General features: G+C 56.7%; 14 protein-coding genes. 1 reads left to right on the top strand and 13 read right to left on the bottom strand.

Annotated features, from left to right (window positions below; genetic code table 11):
• Positions 1-25: 25 nt before the first annotated feature.
• Positions 26-1126 carry a redox-regulated ATPase YchF gene (gene ychF / locus OCY70_RS29535; protein WP_213429411.1) on the bottom strand — a complete coding sequence of 367 codons (1101 nt, stop codon included), beginning with the start codon at positions 1124-1126 and terminating at the stop codon, positions 26-28.
• A gap of 412 nt (positions 1127-1538) precedes the next feature.
• On the opposite strand from ychF, the gene OCY70_RS29530 reads away from it, so the two are divergent.
• Complete coding sequence (locus tag OCY70_RS29530) at positions 1539-1685, top strand: hypothetical protein (protein ID WP_213429412.1); 147 nt, start codon at positions 1539-1541, stop codon at positions 1683-1685.
• Positions 1686-1773: 88 nt separating this feature from the next.
• Here the strand turns inward: OCY70_RS29530 and OCY70_RS29525 are convergent, their stop codons facing one another.
• The 12 genes from OCY70_RS29525 to cls all read right to left on the bottom strand — a co-directional run bounded on the left by OCY70_RS29525 (position 1774) and on the right by cls (position 18206).
• Positions 1774-2928 carry a hypothetical protein gene (locus tag OCY70_RS29525; RefSeq protein ID WP_213429413.1) on the bottom strand — a complete coding sequence of 385 codons (1155 nt, stop codon included), beginning with the start codon at positions 2926-2928 and terminating at the stop codon, positions 1774-1776.
• A 733-nt stretch (positions 2929-3661) separates the two neighbouring features.
• On the bottom strand, positions 3662-4651 hold the full coding sequence (locus OCY70_RS29520; protein ID WP_213429414.1) for a hypothetical protein: 990 nt from the start codon (positions 4649-4651) through the stop codon (positions 3662-3664).
• Between the two features lie 166 nt (positions 4652-4817).
• Positions 4818-6173 carry a sodium-dependent transporter gene (locus OCY70_RS29515; protein WP_213429415.1) on the bottom strand — a complete coding sequence of 452 codons (1356 nt, stop codon included), beginning with the start codon at positions 6171-6173 and terminating at the stop codon, positions 4818-4820.
• A 367-nt stretch (positions 6174-6540) separates the two neighbouring features.
• A complete protein-coding gene (locus tag OCY70_RS29510) occupies positions 6541-7899 on the bottom strand; it encodes an IS1182 family transposase (protein ID WP_261945018.1) in 1359 nt (452 codons plus the stop codon).
• Positions 7900-8379: 480 nt separating this feature from the next.
• On the bottom strand, positions 8380-9210 hold the full coding sequence (locus OCY70_RS29505; RefSeq protein WP_213429572.1) for an energy-coupling factor transporter transmembrane component T family protein: 831 nt from the start codon (positions 9208-9210) through the stop codon (positions 8380-8382).
• Positions 9203-10915 carry an ABC transporter ATP-binding protein gene (locus OCY70_RS29500; RefSeq protein WP_213429573.1) on the bottom strand — a complete coding sequence of 571 codons (1713 nt, stop codon included), beginning with the start codon at positions 10913-10915 and terminating at the stop codon, positions 9203-9205. The genes OCY70_RS29505 and OCY70_RS29500 overlap by 8 nt, the downstream gene beginning before the upstream one ends.
• A gap of 127 nt (positions 10916-11042) precedes the next feature.
• A complete protein-coding gene (locus OCY70_RS29495; RefSeq protein ID WP_213429574.1) occupies positions 11043-11606 on the bottom strand; it encodes an ECF-type riboflavin transporter substrate-binding protein in 564 nt (187 codons plus the stop codon).
• 330 nt (positions 11607-11936) lie between these two features.
• Positions 11937-12986 (bottom strand): type 2 isopentenyl-diphosphate Delta-isomerase, encoded by a 1050-nt coding sequence (gene fni, locus OCY70_RS29490; protein ID WP_261945019.1) that lies wholly within the window; start codon positions 12984-12986, stop codon positions 11937-11939.
• 280 nt (positions 12987-13266) lie between these two features.
• A complete protein-coding gene (sdaAA, locus tag OCY70_RS29485) occupies positions 13267-14175 on the bottom strand; it encodes an L-serine ammonia-lyase, iron-sulfur-dependent, subunit alpha (RefSeq protein ID WP_213429576.1) in 909 nt (302 codons plus the stop codon).
• A gap of 34 nt (positions 14176-14209) precedes the next feature.
• Positions 14210-14872 (bottom strand): L-serine ammonia-lyase, iron-sulfur-dependent subunit beta, encoded by a 663-nt coding sequence (gene sdaAB / locus OCY70_RS29480; protein WP_213429577.1) that lies wholly within the window; start codon positions 14870-14872, stop codon positions 14210-14212.
• 658 nt (positions 14873-15530) lie between these two features.
• Complete coding sequence (locus OCY70_RS29475; protein WP_213429578.1) at positions 15531-16385, bottom strand: ABC transporter ATP-binding protein; 855 nt, start codon at positions 16383-16385, stop codon at positions 15531-15533.
• A gap of 309 nt (positions 16386-16694) precedes the next feature.
• Positions 16695-18206 (bottom strand): cardiolipin synthase, encoded by a 1512-nt coding sequence (gene cls, locus OCY70_RS29470; protein ID WP_213429579.1) that lies wholly within the window; start codon positions 18204-18206, stop codon positions 16695-16697.
• Between the last annotated feature and the right edge of the window lie 15 nt (positions 18207-18221).

The raw sequence follows: 18221 nt of genomic DNA, 5'->3' as shown, positions 1-18221 counted from the left end.
CCGGGCAATCGGCGCATGCTTTTATCTATACATTGAACCGGAAGTGCATGACGTCTCCGTCCTGCACGACATATTCCTTGCCTTCCAGCCGCAGCTTGCCCTGTTCCTTCACGGCGTTCATCGACCCGGCCGCGATCAGATCGTCATAAGACACCACTTCCGCCCGAATGAAGCCGCGCTCGAAGTCGGTATGGATGACGCCCGCCGCCTGCGGTGCCTTCATGCCCTTGCGGATCGTCCACGCGCGCACTTCCTGCACGCCCGCGGTGAAGTACGTATACAGCCCAAGCAGACGGTAAGCCGCCTTGATAAGACGGTTCAGACCGGACTCCTCGAGTCCAAGCTCCTGCAGGAACATCTCCTTGTCCTCGCCGTCCAGCTCCGCGATCTCCGCCTCGACCTTGGCGCTGATCGGCACGACCTCCGCATTCTCCTTCGCCGCGAAATCGCGCACCTGCTGCACATACGGATTATTGTCCGCATCCGTTACGCCGTCCTCGCTCACGTTCGCCGCATAAAGAACCGGCTTCATCGTCAAGAGATGCAGATCGCGCACCAGCAGCTTCTCGTCATCGGTCAGTTCCAGACTGCGAGCCGGCTGATCATTGTAGAGCACTTCCTTGAGGCGTTCGAGCACTTCTGCCTCCTGGGCGAATTTCTTGTCGCCGCTCTTCATGTTCTTCTTCGTCCGCTCAAGACGCTTCTCGACCGATTCGAGGTCCGCCAGAATCAATTCCAGATTGATCGTCTGGATATCGCTAACCGGGTTTACTTTGCCGTCCACGTGCGTAATATTTTCATCCTCGAAGCAGCGGACGACGTGAACGATCGCGTCCACCTCGCGGATATGGGCCAAGAACTTGTTCCCAAGGCCTTCCCCCTTGCTCGCGCCCCGAACGAGGCCGGCAATATCGACGAACTCGAATGCCGTCGGCACCGTCTTGTTCGGCACGACGAGCTCGGTCAATTTGTCCAGCCGCTCATCGGGAACCTCCACCACGCCGACATTCGGATCGATCGTGCAGAACGGGTAGTTGGCGGATTCCGCCCCCGCTTGCGTAATCGCATTGAACAACGTCGATTTACCGACATTCGGCAGTCCGACGATACCAGCTTTCAAAGCCATTTATAATGACAACTCCTTCATTCGATGTGCTCTATCCATAAGTCCATTGTGCCGGCAGGCTCACGCCCTGCCCTGTCGTTGACCATTACTGTAGAAAAGGACGCAAAAATTCCTTAACCATTATAACCAACAACACAAAAAAAACCTAGTCATCGACTGGATTTTTTCCGAATTGTCTACATATTCCGGATGCGGCTCCCTGTTCAGGTCGCCTCGGTTGGCGATGCCGGGGGCATGAACCTTCCGGCAAGGCGGCTTCGCCGGTTCCGGGCGAATTCGGGAAGCCCGCAGCCGCTGAACCGCTGTGCGCGGCAAGCGGATAAGGCATCCGCCATCGGCGAAAAGTAAGGATCGGGCCCCAATAACCGCCCGTCTCCATAAAATAAACTCAGGAAGAAAGAGGTGCAAGACGATGGAAAATAAAACGCATCGCGGCAACTACAAAGGCACGACACGGATGAATGCCCAAAACCAGGACATGGCCTTCGTGAACGATAACATCGAAGATGCCAAGTCGGTCAATCCGCTTCCCGACAGGCGGGCAAGGGACAAAAGGTAAGGGGTTCTCCATTGCGGCCGGCAGGCCGATAAGCCGATGGAAGGCGGGCCGCACAGGCGGCCTTCCCTGCAGCCGCAGCCGGGGAGGTCTAGGTCAGATAACGGTACAGGCTGCGAATAAGACGGCTTGCTCCATACCGCCCGGCATTCGGCATTTCCACCTGATACTGCAGGCATAGCTTGAGCACTTTCGCGACGATAGGCAGCTCGTTCTCCGGTTCGATCTCGGCCTCCCGGCCCCCCGCGAACAAGGAGGACAGCATCCCGTCCGCCACCAGCATCGGCCCGTTCCAATTCCACTGCAGCCACTCTTCATCCCATTGCACCGTCGAGGACCCGATTTCCCAGACGACCTGACGGGAACGCTGGCGGTGCGCCTGAATGGTCCGCTCCAATGCCTTCATCCAAAATTCAGCCCGCTCCTCGCGCGATGCGGATCGGGCAAGAGCCAGGCATGCCGCTTGGGCGCATACGGAGGAGATGGCGCCGTCGGCCCACGGGAATTGAATCCGGTCGAGGCGCGGCAGGGCGCAGCCTTGAATCAACTGCTCCCACTCGTTCTGTCCCAACTGTTCCTGCCCGGTCAATGCCATGCAAATGGAACGGATAGCTTCCTCCTTCACATCGCCGCGGTGTTGGCCGAACGCAAGCGAAGGATTGAATGGCTTATGAAGCCGGCGGCGGAGATCGGCAAGCGCAATCAGCCCGTTCAGCCGGACGCGCTCCGATTCCGAATGCAAAGAGGCGTGAAGGAGCATATCCTCCGCTTCCGGGGCTGCGTCCTGCATCAGATGAATGACATAAATGGCCTGAATCGCCGTCTGCTCGTCTTCATGCAGGAGCGCGGTCCACTCCGCGAACCGATCCCGCAGTGCCGTTAGCCACCGTCCGGCCAACTGTTCGGCTTCCTCCTCCCCTGCATCGTCCCGGACGCGGGTGTTCGGCGTGACGCCGAACGGAAGCCGGCAGGTCGCCGTCACACGCAGCACCTGGGCGATGCCGTTCAAAATCGTCGCCTTCGCCACTGATTTGTTCTGCACGGTTACAATATCGATCAGCGAATGGATCAACCCGCAGACGGCGATATCCATCTCATTGCCGTCGCTGCATAATTGTTCGAATAGCGATTGGGCCGCATCAGCCGACTGCTCCCGCGATCCGTTCTCCATCACGTTGAGCAATTCGGGCATATAATCTCCAGATCCGAACGCATGCAGCCATCCCGCATCATAAGCCGTCCCCATTACTCTCTCCTCCATATGCCTGCCCTTTCCATCGGGGCCGTGGTTTTAATTGCCATTATATCACTTCAGACCAGGGAAGTTACTGAAAAATATCGGAAAATGTCGAAAAGAAAATGCCCGCCAGGCCGCACTCGCTCCAAAAAAGCGAAGAACTTCCGTTTCAATCGTCTGCGAAGCGGTTAAATCTATACTAGCATGACATTCTCCCCCTTTTTGCATAGACGGCACGGAACGCCCCCTGCAGCCTTGCGCGGCAGAGGGCGTATCCATTTCCCCGCAGCCGGCATGTCCGACATCCGGAGCAGGAGCTCGCTGCTCCGTCGCAGGGCAAGGCCCGATTCTCATCCCCCGCGCTTAGCACGAGGAAATCTCGCTTGACGTTCCGCAGCATATAGGAAGATGTAAATATGCAGGTTTTCCGCCGAAATCGCTAAACGTCGCCTGGAAGCCTGCAAATCTACATCAATTTTATGCCATTGTGGCTCTAAACCCGCCGTTACAGGCGAAAGGCTGCACTTTTTTTTGCAGAAATTTGTTCAGAAGTCACCCTCCAACGCAATAAAAAACTGTAAAATTGCAGCTTTGCCGCCACAGGTTTCGTTATGCAGAAAGTCGGAACGCAGGGTAAGCCGAAAACAGAGCTAGTATCTCATCAGAACATAGAACAATCCGGCCAGAATCCCTCCGGCCGGACTGTCTTCATCCGCTGACTGGAGCGGATGCTCAAAACGATTTATTCCGTTACGACAATTTGATAGGCATAGCTCATCGGCGGCAGGGACAAGGTCATAATTTGCGCATGGAAGCCGATAATTTTTTGGCCGGCCTTCAGCTCGCTTACTTTCAGCTCCTTGCCGTCCTTGGTCACAATCGTTGTATCCTTATTGACGCTCAACACGATATCGTTGTTGGTGTTCCCGTCGGAATCCGCATCCAGCCGAATCGACGCTTGGTCGTCTTTCCCATTCACGTCCAGAATCGTGCCTGTCTGGCGAACCGTCTCTTCTTTGACCACGATGCTGGTTGCATTGCTGATCGGAGGCAGGCTCTTCGTCATGGCCGCGCTGTAGCGGGCTTCTACGCGGACATTGTCCTTGAGCGCATCGGCTGTCAGCTTGTTGCCCTTTTCATCCTTGATGACCGTCTTGTCGGTAATGTTCAAAATTACCGGATTCTCGCCCAGGAGCTCGATGCGATCCTTGCTTGCGTTCACGATAATGCCATCTGCTTTCTGTTCGTTCTTTTGCTCGTCATTGTCATTGCTTGGGCGTTCGACGACGATCTTTTCCGCCGTGCCCTGCGCCGGAATGCTGCGGGTCAGCTTCGGACCGTACCATGCGGTCACTGTCCAGCCTTTTTGCACCGCTTGGTGCAATTGCGCCTTGTTGCCGTCCTGATCGACAATCGCCGTATCCTCCGTCAAGGACAGCACCACGGTATCTTGCGCGTGAGCCTGCACGCCCTCGCCGGTAACCGTGACGTAAGCGCCGTTCTTATTGATGCGGATCTCTTCCATTGTGCCTTTCGTGGCGAGCCAGTCCTGTTGGATTGGCCGATCAATCTCCTTATGCTCGTTGTCTTTCTCATAACGATCTGCCTGCTGGCTGACGACCTGACCACTCACTTTGTTTTTACTCTCTTGGGCCGCCGCAGTCAACGGCATTGCTGCCATGGCAAGCATGCTTACCGTCAATATCATTTTTGTCCATGTACGCTTTTTCATCTGATATTCCTCCCTGTCGCGTCTGTTCCTGGAAGTTCGGCGCTTCACCCGATGCGAAGATTGCGGGGGAATTGCCGCGTTCATTGTTACAGACGGGCCCAGGTGGGCAGATGTTGCACTTCCTCGTCATTTTTTTTCGGAATAAAGGACAAGGGAGCGAGAGCCATCACAATATGCCGATAGAGGACAGGAAAATGAGAATGATCAAAATCGGCGCCACATATCGCATCATGATTCCCCACACCCGTCCCATAAACGGACGGAGCCCGGCTTCCTTCTTCGCGCCGGTCCAGACGAAGCCGATCAGCAGCGTCACGAACAAGCCGCTTAACGGCAGCATAATATTGGAGGTGAGGAAGTCAAGCCAATCGAACAGATTGCGTCCGCCCGGCTTCCAATCCGTCAATACGCCGCCGGCGGCCAGCGTCGCCGGGAGGGCGATAACATACACCGCGCCCATGACAAGCATCGTCGCCCAACCTCGCTTCATCTGGAACCGCCGGATAATGAAGGCTACCGGAACTTCGATCAGCGACAGACAAGAGGTCAGTGCCGCGATGGCAAGCAGAATGAAGAACAAACCCCCGAACCACTCGCCATACGGCATCGAGGCAAAAGCCGCGGGCAGCGCCGCGAACACAAGGCCAGGCCCCGAATTCGGCTCGATTCCGAACGTGAAGGTCGTCGGGAAGATAATGAGTCCGGCAATCAGCGCATACACCAGATCCCCGGCCCCGACCGCCAGAGTCGCCCCAGGCAGCGATTGATGCGAATCCACGTATCCGCCATACGTAACCATCGCTCCTATCCCGAGAGAAAGGGAGAAGAAAGCAAGCCCAAGCGCCATCAACGCGGATTGAAACGTCAATTTTGAAAAATCGGGATACAAAAAGTAGGATATGCCTTCGGCGGCACCCTCCAGCGTCAATGTCCACACCAGCATCACCATCAAAATGATCAGCAGTCCGGGAATGACGATTTTATTGAATTTCTCTAGCCCTCCCGTAATGCCGCGGGCAATGATGTAGCCGGTCAGCAGAAGCACGGCCAACTGCCACAGCACAGGCCCCCAGCCGGCGGTGAAGGCCGCGAAATGCCCTTCATAATCCGGATCGGCATACAAGACGCCCGTCAGCGATTCGAAGGCATAATGAAGCGTCCATCCCGCAATGGTACTGTAATACGTTAAAATAAGAAAGGGCGCAAGCACCGCAATAAATCCGATCGCGCCCCAGCCTCTCTTGCCGGACAGCTTACGGAAAGCTGTGACCGGATCGCCTCTGCCCGCCCGGCCGACAGTCAGCTCCCCCAACAGAACCGGAAGCCCTACGAGCACAAGGCAGAAGATGAAAAGAAGGAAAAAGGCCCCTCCCCCATTTTGGCCGGTGACATAGGGGAACTTCCACATATTGCCCAGCCCTACCGAGCTGCCGATGGCCGCCAGAATAAACCCGGAAGAGCTGCTGAATTGATCTTTGTTTTTGTCGATGCGACGAGAAGTTGATTTTTGTTGTCTTGACATGCGTAATAATTGCACTCCTTGCTCTGCTCTATTTGTTCTAGGTTACCCGCAAACCCCGGTCACTGCAATACTTATGCCCAAAAAAACAAAGGGACTATCCTATAATAATCTTAAAATTGACGAGGGACAAGACGGGGTTACGGCAAATGCGGAGGCGGAGAAGAGCGGCGGGGACAATGCGGCGGAACATTGAAATCCGTAAACGCAGGAATTTTCGCGATTTGAGCCGCTATTTGGTGAAATTCCTGCAAAAGCCAGGCTGTTGGAAAACCCCTGTTTTTTACGAAGTAATATCAATGTAATATCATTTTGCTGGGAAAAAGTGGTGTTTGGTGAGAGAGAATGGAGGGGGGATGGGGTCTTTGCTTTACCCCACCCTTCTGGCGAGATGTGTGGCTATCTTTTTTATGTTCTGTGCAGTGGCTGTCATCAGCACTTGCTCCTGCACCTTGTCTCTTCCCCGAAACCGGCAATAGCGAAGTCCATGGAGCACTTTGGCATCCGCGAAACTTCGCTCAATGGTTTGGGCGCGTAGGGCATAAACGGCTTTTCCGCTCTCACTCTGGAAGTTTTGAACTACTTTCTCTTTGTGTTCTTCCCAGATATGCCGTTGTATGGTGCGTTGTTTATTTTTGTTCTCGTTACACTTGCTCAATAATGGACAGGCAGCGCATTGTTTGGGATCGGATTTATAATCTCTGAATCCTTTTCGTGTTGTGGTGCGGTACGTGAGTTTTTGCTGGTTTGGACAGATAAAAACATTCTTTTCTGCATCATAATGAAATTTCTCTTTGGGAAATACACCGTGTTCACGGGTCGAACGCTCTGGAATAACTGCCGTGATGTTTAATTTGTTCGTACGGTAACAAACATAGGCCGTCATGTAACCAGAGTCGAGTGCAACGGCCTCCAGCGACTTTTCCCAGCCAAACTTCTCTATTTGATGTAGTAGACGATCCACATAAACAACCGAATCATTCACATTTCCAGGCGTAACGTAGCAGTCCGTAATCACGTTGTATTTATGATCTACGGTGCGGTGATCTAAATAATGAAACCCTTCCGGTTTTCCATCCCGATTCAGGTTTCCGCTATCCGGATCTGTTAAGCTAACTTTTTGTTCCTTGGTTTCGGCCTCCTCTTTGGGAGGCAGTGGCTTTTTTCCAAAAGCGACCCGATCCTCATTCACGGCTTGCTCCAGCTCTTGGAGATATTCATAAGGCGTACAAGTGACTTCTCGTTTCTCGTACCGTCCGTTATTGGCATTTGCCTTGATATGCGTGGAGTCGGTAAAGAGCAGCCGCCCTCCCACCATGTTGTGCTGAATCGCCTGCTGAACGATATTATCGAAGATATCTTGGAAGACGGTAGTATCCTTAAACCGATTTTTCCGGTTCCAGCTAAAGATCGAATGGTCAGGCGCTTTGCCGGAAAGCCCGAGCCGTAAGAACCACCGAAAAGCCAGGGAATCGTTGACGACTCGCTCCAGTTCTCGCTCTGAGCGAATGTTATACAAGTAGCCGATCAGCAGCATTTTAAAGAACACAATGGGATCCACAGATGGTCGGCCGTTCGACTCGCTGTAGTAAGGACGCACAAGGTCCAAAATAAAGGTAAAATCAATATGTTTATCGATATGACGAAGCAAGTGATCAGGGGCAACCATATGCTCAAGACAAACCAGTTCATAGTCCAGTTGTGGGTTGGGATCATTCGTGTAAAGCATACAAACACCGCGCTTTCCATGGATTATGATAAGAACATTATACCAAATTAACGCGGTGAATGGGTAATTAACATAGACTTTCTCAACACTCTGAAAAGCGCATTAATCTCTCCGATTATTGCTTTCAAACCATTGGCATGGCTGAAATTCCTGCGGTTTTGCAGGAATGCCTCTAACGGAGTACGCGTCATAAGGGAAAACTGCATTTCTGCAGCTTTTTCGGCAAGTCGAGCGGGATAAAGCAAGGGGGAAGCAGAAAGCATCAGTCGAGCGGTAAAAAGCAAGGGTGTAACCAAAAAGCGTCAGTCGAGCGGACCAAACAAAACAAAACGAACCAACCGTTACATCGAATCAGAGAATGATTGCACAATCGGGCTTGTCCGGCAAAAACGCGGTACGGCTTGTTCAGAGACTGGGGCTGTCTCACCGCAGTTCCATACTGCTTAGGGGACAGCCCCGTTCAGTTCCGGCGCCGATTCCTCAGGCGAAGGGATACCAGAATGTCCCGAATCCTTGGACGCGCGCCGTGATTGCCGCGATCAGCGCCACAGCGCTAATCGCTATCATGACATAATCCTCCCGCCGCCACACCGTGGCCGAATACCAGGTGCGGCGCGAATGCTTGCCGAAGCCCCTCAGATCCATCGCATTCGAGATCGTCTCGATCCGATGGAGCGAAGACTGGACGAGCGGGATCGCGAGCGAGATAAAGTGCTTCAGCCGCTGCGAGAACGAGCCTTCTCCCTTGCCAAAGCCGATCCCGCGCGCCTGCATCGCATTCGAGATGTTGCGGAATTCAGCCTGCATGTCCGGAATGTAGCGGAAGGCGATACTGAACGCATAGGCGATCTTGTACGGCACGCCCACCCGGTTCAGACTGCTGGCCAGCCGGGTCGGATGCGTTGTATAGATAAAGAGCACCGTAATCGGCATAAGGGACATATATTTCATCGATAAGGTCAATACGTAGATGACGGTCTCCAACGTCAGCACGTTATAGCCCAGCTTGGCGATAACCGTCGTCGAACCGGTCACCTCGCTTCCGTAAGCAGGCGTCACGACGAGCGTGAACAACGAGTTGAACACGTTGAAAACGATCATGAGCCAGACGAGCAGGCGGATGCGCCGCCACGGCAGCTTCGCGCTGACGAGCATGACGATGCCCAGCAGGAAGAGCGGCACGAAGACGCGCAGATCCTGGAACAAAAAGACGGCGACCGTCCACACGGCCAGCAGGAGCAGCTTGGCCGCTCCGTCCATCCGGTGGAACAGGGTGTTGCGGTCGATGTAGAGCATCCCCGCCTTACTCATGATGATTCACCTTCTTCTCATGGGCAATGAAATCGCGCACGAGCATTTCCGGGGCAGCGGCGCCCGTCAGCCGCGCCAGCGCGCCCAGCGACGTCTCCTTCAGATTGGCGCGCGCGATGGCGGATACATCCGTGAGCACCGACGCCGTCTCGCCGCAAGCGATGATGGCGCCGTCGCAGAGCACGGCGGCCCGCTCGGTATACTCCAGAGCAAGATGCATGTCATGGGTAATGAACAGGAACGACAGCCCGCTGTCCGCCAGCCGTGAGATGAAGCTCATAAATTCTGTATAATGCTTGTAATCCTGTCCGGCCGTCGGCTCGTCCAGAATCATCAGCCGCGGCTCCAGCGCCAGAATCGAGGCGATCGTGACGCGTTTCTTCTGCCCGTAGCTCAGGGCGGAGATCGGCCATTCCCGATAGCCGTGCAGGCCGCAAATGCGCAGCGTCTCCTCGACCCGGGCCGAGACCTCCTCCTCGCCAAGCCCGCGCACCCGCAGACCGAGCGCGACTTCATCCCAGATCATCGCCTGGGTAATCATATGGTTCGGGTTCTGCATGACATAGCCAATCTGCTGGCCGAGGCGGGGAATCGACCAGCTGCGGGTGTCTTCTCCCAGCAAGCGGATCGAGCCGGACGAAGGCTTGGCAATTCCGGTCAGCAGATGGGACAAGGTGGACTTGCCCGCTCCGTTATTGCCCAGCAGGGCCAGCCGTTCTCCTTGCCCGATCGTGAGGCTGACTCCGCGAATGACCTCTCGCTCGCCGTCGTAGGAATAGCGGACATTGTCCATCTCGATCAGCGGCTCTCGGTCAGGCAGCGGCTTCTCCGCATCGGCCGCGGCGACGAAGGCGGCCAAGCGGGAACGGTATTCCGGATTCGCGCCGACCTGCGCAAGCGAGGACGGATGATCTTCCGGCTTCAGCTCGCAGCCGGCATATTTGAGCGCGGTCACGTAGAGCGGTTCGCGCAAGCCATGCGCGCTCATGACGGAGGAAGCCAGAATCTCGTCAGGGGTTCCCGTCCGCACAATCCGTCCCTCCGCCATAATGACGATGCGATCGATAGGCTGCTCCAGCACGTCCTCGACGCGATGCTCGATAATGAGAATCGTCTTGCCCGTCTGCTGGTGAATGTTCTCGATCAAGGCCATCGCATGCTTGCCGCTGGCCGGATCCAGATTCGCGAGCGGCTCATCGAAGAGCAGGACATCGGCCTCCATCGACAGCACGCCTGCGAGCGATACCCGCTGCTTCTGCCCGCCGGACAGCTCATGCGGGCTGTGTCCGATATGAGGCAGCATGTCGACGATCTCCAGAGCGCGGGCCACCTTCGGCTTCATCTCCGCCACCGGCATGCAATCATTTTCGAACGCGAAGGCGACATCCTCGCCCACTGACAGTCCGATGAACTGGCCGTCCTGATCCTGGAGAATCGTACCGACGCTCCGGCTGATCTCGAAGATGCTCAGATCGGACGGACGCCGCCCTTGCAGGCTGTATTCGCCGCTAATCGTACCGCCGTACGTAAACGGAATCAGCCCATTGATGCAATGGGCCAGCGTGGACTTGCCGGAACCGCTCGGTCCGGCAATCAATATTTTCTCCCCCGGATAGATGTCCAGGGTGATATTTTTCAAAGTCGGTTCGGACAAGCTGCGATATTGAAAGCTGAAATCCCGAAACGAGATAAGCGGTTCCTTCATGATTTCGATAACTCCTGTCACATGCTGCATGCCAATCCATGTTCCACGAGGAGAGGGCTCCATGGGGGACTTCCGATCCCGGCACGCGCCCCTCCTATGCGGTGGAACTCCATTCGTTTCCAGCAGCTTATTTAAGTACCCGCAAATTTGAATTGCGGCGGTTCAAACGGATCAGACCAAGCACGGCCGAGAGGCCCAGCACCAAGTGAACAGCGATGTTGGCCAAGGTCGAAGCAACGAACTGGAGCCACATTTTGTCCGGCGCCTCTCCCAGCAAATACACGTCCAGGATGCTGGACAGTCCGAAGCCGACAGCCAGCGCCAGCGAACCGGTGATCGCGAGCGTCCAGATGGCGCCCTTCGTCGAGCGTCCTTCGTTGACATCGAAAGATTTGTTTATGTAGACGAGCCCCATTCCGAATCCGGAAATCGCGGATCCAAGCACCCATGTCCACCAGATCGTGCCGCCGCCCCAAGTCAAATCGGTAATGATATGACCGATGGCCCCGCTCAACAGACCGACGATCGGACCGAACATCGCCCCGAAAATGGTCAGAATCGCAATAGCCGGGCGGAGACCCGTCTGCGGCACCAGCGGAATCGTAATCGTGCTAAGCAGGCCGTATAATGCCGCTCCGATCCCGATGGCAACAACCGTTTTGGTGCTAAAGTTGAACATCGATTCCTTCATGCTTCAACCCTTCTTTCCTGGTTTAATATGTATCGACATTCGCCCGTTCGGCAGACTAAGGAGAGCGATATGCGTAAAATCCGAACGTTTGATTGTGATTCCGATAATAATATAAAGGACATTCCAAGGTAAGGGTACAGTTTTTATTTCCCATAAATGAATGTGACTCACAGTTCTGTCAAGGCGAGCGGAACAAGCTGAGAGGTGTCCTTCATTGCTTCATAGGCGCAGGTTGGACACCGCTCCGGGGCCCGGTGAGCCGGGAGCATAAAGGAAGCCACAGGCTCGGGGTCTGTGGCCGTTGGATGTGTCCATTATAGCAAAGCTTGCCTAATTTGGCATCAGCCGATTCGTGGCGCGCAGCTCCCGAATGCTGCCCGCTCCGATGCCGAACATGGCGATGCGGAGCTCCAGTTCGACCTGCGCCAGCACCTCGTCCACCGCCTCCTCCGAATCGGCGGCGGCGGCCAGCAGGGAGCGTCCGAATCCGGCCAGATCCGCGCCAAGCGCCAGCGCCTTCGCCGCATCGACGCCGCTGCGCAATCCGCCGCTTGCGACCAGCGGCTGGTGCGGCAGCTCCGCCCGGATAAGCCGGACGCTCTCCGCTGTCGGAATGCCCCAGCCAGCGAAGGCTTCGGCCGCGCGGCGGCGAATCGGGTCGGCGGAGCGGAGCTTCTCGACCTGGCTCCACGACGTGCCGCCCGCCCCGGCTGCGTCGATGAAGGCCGCGCCGGCATCGGCGAGCTGCCGCGCGGTATCGCCGGCGATTCCCCAGCCGACCTCCTTGATGCCGACGGGAACGTCCAGTTCGCGGCATAATTCCTCAATCCGCCGCAGCAAGCCCGCGAAGTTGACGTCACCTTCCGGCTGGAACACTTCCTGCAGCGCGTTCAGGTGGAGGATTAAGCCATCCGCTTCCACCAGCTCCACGGCGCGGCGGCATTCCTCGATTCCCATCCCCATATTCAACTGGACGGCGCCGATATTGGAATAGATCGGCACGGTCGGCGCGATATCCCGAATCCGGAATGTGCCCGACAGCCCCGGATTCTCCACCGCCGCCCGCACGGAGCCTACGCCCATCGCCCAGCCCCGCGCCTCCGCCACCGCGGCCAGCCGGCGGTTGATCGGGGCGGCCAGACTGCTGCCCCCGGTCATCGAGCTGATAAGGAAAGGCGTCCGAACTGGCTTGCCCAGCCATTCCGTCGCCAGATCGATCTCCCGGAAATCCAGCTCGGACAGCGCCTGGTGAAGGAAGCGGTAACGTTCGAGCCCTGTCGTGATCCCGACGCCGTTCACCGCTTCTTCCAAACAAATGCGAATATGCTCCGTCTTGCGCTTCTCGGTTGCTCCTCCAGGAGCCGGCTGCCGATCCTCCATCTGAAAATGAACCTCCTTCATCCTCTTCTCTATCATGAATGCAACGAATGCATGGGACAATAACCCGCCCGCTGCCGTTTCTCCATCCGCTGCAGCCAGGCGATTTTTCAGCATCATTAGCATAGCAAATATGGACGCTATCGTATACTTCATCTATTTGAAAAAAGGCCTCCGAAGCAGGAAGGCGTTCCTTCCGGTTCGAAGACCTCGCAGTCTAATCATCGCGATTCGGCCAAGCCCTGCCCGCGAAGCCGTCCAGCTCGCGGCCCGGCATTCGCCATCACTCCACCCGAGGGGAATCAGCCGCGCCGGAGCCCGAATGTTCGCCGAAAATCTCCTTCTTCAGGCGTATGCCCGTCGGCGTCGCCGCCAGACCGCCAAGCGCCGTCTCCTTCATCGCCATCGGCATGCTCTCTCCGATGCGGAACATCGCTTCAATGACCTCATCGCACGGAATGACGCTCTCCACTCCGGCGAGCGCCAAATCGGCCGCCACCATCGCATTGGACGCCCCCAAGGCGTTGCGCTTCACGCACGGCACCTCGACCAACCCGGCGACCGGATCGCAGACCAGGCCGAGCATATTTTTCAGCGCGATCGCCATCGCGTTCGCCGCCTGCCGCGGCGTGCCCCCGGCCAGCTCGGCAATCGCCGCGGCCGCCATGCCCGCCGCCGATCCGACCTCGGCCTGGCAGCCGCCCGCCGCTCCGCTGATGGATGCATTGTTCGCCACGACAAGGCCGAACGCGCCGGCCGTGAACAGAAATTCCACCATCTGCTCCCGTGTCGGGTTCAGCTTCTCCTTGAGCGCGAACAGCGTCCCCGGCACCACCCCCGCGGCGCCGGCCGTCGGCGTCGCACAGATAAGCCCCATGGCCGCATTGACTTCATTCGTTGCCATCGCCTTGCTGACCGCATCGAGCAGCGTCCCGCCGCTTAATGCTTTGCCGGAGGCGATATATTGCTGGACCTTCACGGCGTCTCCGCCCGTCAGGCCCGAGTGGGACTTCACGCCGGACAGCCCTCGCTCGACCGCCTGCTCCATCACATCGAGGTTGCGCTCCATTTGGGCGATCACCGCCTCGCGCGTCATCCGCTTCACTTCCATCTCTTGCTCTATCATCACGTGCGCCAATTTGCACGATCGTTCCTCTGCGAGCGCGACCAGCTCAGCCACATTGCGGAACATGCTTCATCACCTCTCCCTTAGATTGGACAGCGCATCAATCTTCCATGCGGAGAACGCGGTTCACGCCGGGAAGTCCGCGAATCTGCCCGAACATCGCTTCATCGATCATTTCGTCGGTCTCAATCACCATCAGCGCCATTTTGCCCTTCTCCTTGCGGCTAACCTCCATGTGGCCGATATTGACCCGGGCCTCGCTCAAAATCCGCGTCACCCCCGCAATTACGCCATAGCGGTCATGATTCAATATCAGGATGGCCGGACACTGGCCGGACAGCTTCAGCTTGAAGCCGTTCAGCTCGACAATCTCCACCTTCCCTCCGCCGATGGAGATGCCGGTCACTTCCATATCCTCCTGCTCATCCGACAGGCGGATACGGGCCGTGTTCGGATGCTCCGGCACCGCATCCTCGGCCGTAATCTCGACCGTCATCCCCGCTTCCTCCGCCAACTGCAGCGATTGGGGGAGCCGGGCGTCATTCGTATCAAAATCGAGCAGGCCGGCCACAAGCGCGACATCCGTCGCATGGCCTTTATAAGTCTCCGCGAAGGAGCCGTACAGGAAAATATGAACCTTTGTCGGCTGTCTCCCGAATATGCTGCGGGCCAGGCGGCCAATCTTGGCTGCGCCCGCCGTATGTGAACTGGACGGTCCGACCATAATCGGACCAATGATGTCAAACACGCTGCGATATTTCATCGCGATTCCTCCTTCTACGCGTATCCATGATCGAATCCGGCTCCGCACGTCATACGACAGGATACGCTGCAGGGAGCGCATCCTGTACGGCGAATGATGAAATGAAAGCACTTTCAGCATCATCCTACCAATCCGGCGGCCGGAAGGCAAGGCCTCTTTCAGGCAATATGTCCATCTATACAGGATTTTGGCACAAAAAAGACCGCTTTGCACGAACAAAAGCAGTCCGATTCCTCTTTCCCGGCCGGGTTCTTGGGCGGCCTTGCCGTGCCGCCCGGAGCCCGTCAATTACATCGAAGGACTCCCCGGATCCGGCACACCTGATGCTGCATAAATTCAAGATTGGCAATAATGGAAGTCCATAAGCCGAGGCCGGCCACGAACTCGCCACAGAGCACAATCCATACGTTCCGAATCGTCCACATCCGAATCCTCTCCAATTCTATGGGCAGATGAACTTATCATACCATGTTCCCGCCCGCGGCAGGTAATGGTTCCATGCCGTTCGGCGCCGCATCCCTGCCGCGTCAGACGGCCGCCCGTTCGGCTTTTCCAAGCCAAGACCAAAAAGGCCAACGGCATTCCTGCCGATGACCTGTATCGCATCTATCCTGTCATTCCCGTCATGCTCATCCCGGCCGAGATCGCGCCTCGACCACTATCCGGCATGCGTGGCGAGCACATTATTCGCCCGGCATTCGTCCTTCCGCTCGCACCGTTCGCCGCACATCCGCCCTTTGCCGTGCGGAACGCACATCGGCGTGCCGAACAGAGGATCGTCACAGATGATGCAATCCATGCAGAACACGTCTCTGACCATCTGCGGCGTAAGCACATCCTCCGGGGCCCCTTGGGCATATACGCCCTTGTCGCGGACGGCGATAATATGATGGGCATACCGGCAGGCCAGATTCAAGTCATGGAGAACCATGACGATAGTGCGTCCTTCATTCTGATTCAGCTCATACAGCAAATCGAGGATCTCGATCTGGTGGCTCATATCGAGATAGGTGGTCGGTTCGTCCAGCAGAATCACGTCCGTATTCTGGGCAAGCGTCATCGCGATCCAGGCGCGCTGGCGCTGTCCGCCCGACAAGGAATCGACCGGCCGATCGGCGAGGCTCTCCACGCCCGTCACCTGCATGGCATGGCGGACCAGCCGCTCATCCTCTTCCGACCACTGCTTCAGCCACGATTGGTGCGGGTAGCGCCCCTGCTTCACCAATTGCAGCACGGTCAAGCCTTCCGGCGCCGTCGGCCCCTGCGGGAGCATCGCCAGCTTGCGGGCGACGGCCTTCGTGCTGGACTGGTGGATATCTTTGCCATCCAGCAGGACGGAGCCTTGCTCCGGCTTGAGCAGCCGGGCCAACGAGCGGAGCAGGGTCGACTTACCGCACCCGTTGCTGCCGATCAAGACCGTGATCTGCCCCTCGGGAATGCTCAGTGTGAGATTATCGATAATCGGCACGTCGCCATAGGCCAGTGTCAACGACTTCGTCTGAATCATGGACATGCTCTTCCTCTCCCCCGTTCTCGTAACGCATGCGTCTGCCGTTCGGCATGACAATCAGGCATAATCATTAATGAATATTCACATCTATAATAATGAAAATCGTTCTCAAATATAACTAGCTACATGATGCCATATTCTGCCCCGCTAGTCAATCGCCGGACGGCCTGCTGCCGACAGCCGGATGCGGCCGGGGAGCCGGGCCTCCACCGCCGCCTGCGCTCTTGTTCCAGGCCCTTCTGCTCCTGGGGAACAGCAGGGGGACAGTGGCGGGGGCAGCCAGCCTGGGGCCCCGCCTGGCTCCCGTCTCCCCTACAGCAGCGGCGAGAACAAGCGGGCCGCCGACTCAAGGAAGCGGGTAATGACTTTTTTGTTGGCAAATTGTTCATCCGATATTTGCACGGCCGACTCCAAATCCTGCTGGAACTCCCGGATTAACTGCTTCACGCTCTCCGTCCGGATCAGCAGCGCATTCACCTCGAAGTTAAGGTGGAAGCTGCGCATATCCATGTTCGCGGTGCCGATCGTCGCCACTTCGCCGTCCACGATGATGAGCTTCGAATGGAGAAACCCTTTTTCATATTCATAGATTTGCACGCCGGCCTCCAGCAGACCCAGGAAATAGGAATGGGAAGCCAGGAACGGGAGCCATTTATCCGGCTTGCCCGGGAACAGCAGCTTCACCTCGATGCCGCTCAAGGCCGCTACCCGCAGCGCGGTAAAAATATCCTCATCGGGAATGAAATACGGCGTCGCTATCCAGATCGAGCGTCGGGCCGAGGTCAGCATGGCGAAGAACAGATTTTTCATCGTCTTGAATTCCTGGTGCGGACCGCTCGCGATCATCTGCACCGCGCCCGCGGTCGCCTCCACCGGTTCAGGCTGAAGATATTCCGCTCCATAGAGCGTCTCTCCGCTCGTATGGGCCCAGTCCTGCAGGAAAATGATCTGCAGCGTCTGCACCGCCTCCCCGCGCACGATCATGTGGGTATCCCGCCAGAAGCCGTATGTCTTGCTGCGGCTCAAATATTCATCCCCGACATTGAGGCCGCCGATAAACGCGACATTGCCGTCAACGACGACGATTTTGCGGTGGTTCCGGTAGTTGACCCGATTGGAGAAGATCGGGAATTTCACATTGCCGAACACAGCCACCTTCACCCCCGCATACCGAAGCTCCTGCAGGAAGGCTTTGGAGAGATGCATGCTGCCGACCGCATCGATCATGAACCTGACCTCGACCCCGGCCCGGGCCTTATCCATCAAAATCTGGGCAATGCGGCTTCCGATGTCGTCATCGCGGTAAATGTAATATTCCATATGAATATGATGCTTGGCCTGATTCAGCTCCGCAAGCAAGGCGCCGAACGTTTCTTCGCCATTGTTCAGGATGCGCGTATCCGACGCCAACGTAATCGGGCTCTTGCTGATGCGGCTGGTCAGGCGGAGCAAGTGGCGCTGATCCGGCGTCATGGCCGCGAGCGCATGCTCCCGGAGCTGCTTCGGCTCATTCTCTACGAAGGTATAGGTATGCTTGTCCTCCTGCGCCTTCCGGGTATACCGGCGGCGCTTGCGGTAATTTTGGCCGAACACGAGATAAAAGATGAAGCCGACGACAGGCACCATCGCCAGCACCAATATCCAGGCGACCGTGCTGGAAGGATTCCGGTTCTCCATAAAAATAATGATCGCCAGCGTCACGACCGCGAGCGTCGTCATAATGCTCAGCGCCGTCGTGATACTATGGCCAATCGTGCCATTTACGTAATAACCGAAAGCGAGTAACAAGATAAGAAATAAGCCGACTTGTAGCGCTCTTCTCATGACGAGGCCCCCATT

The organism is Paenibacillus melissococcoides (genome assembly GCA_944800085.1).
Classification (GTDB): Bacteria; Bacillota; Bacilli; order Paenibacillales; family Paenibacillaceae; genus Paenibacillus_B; species Paenibacillus_B melissococcoides.
This window is presented reverse-complemented; position numbering and strand designations above follow the sequence as displayed.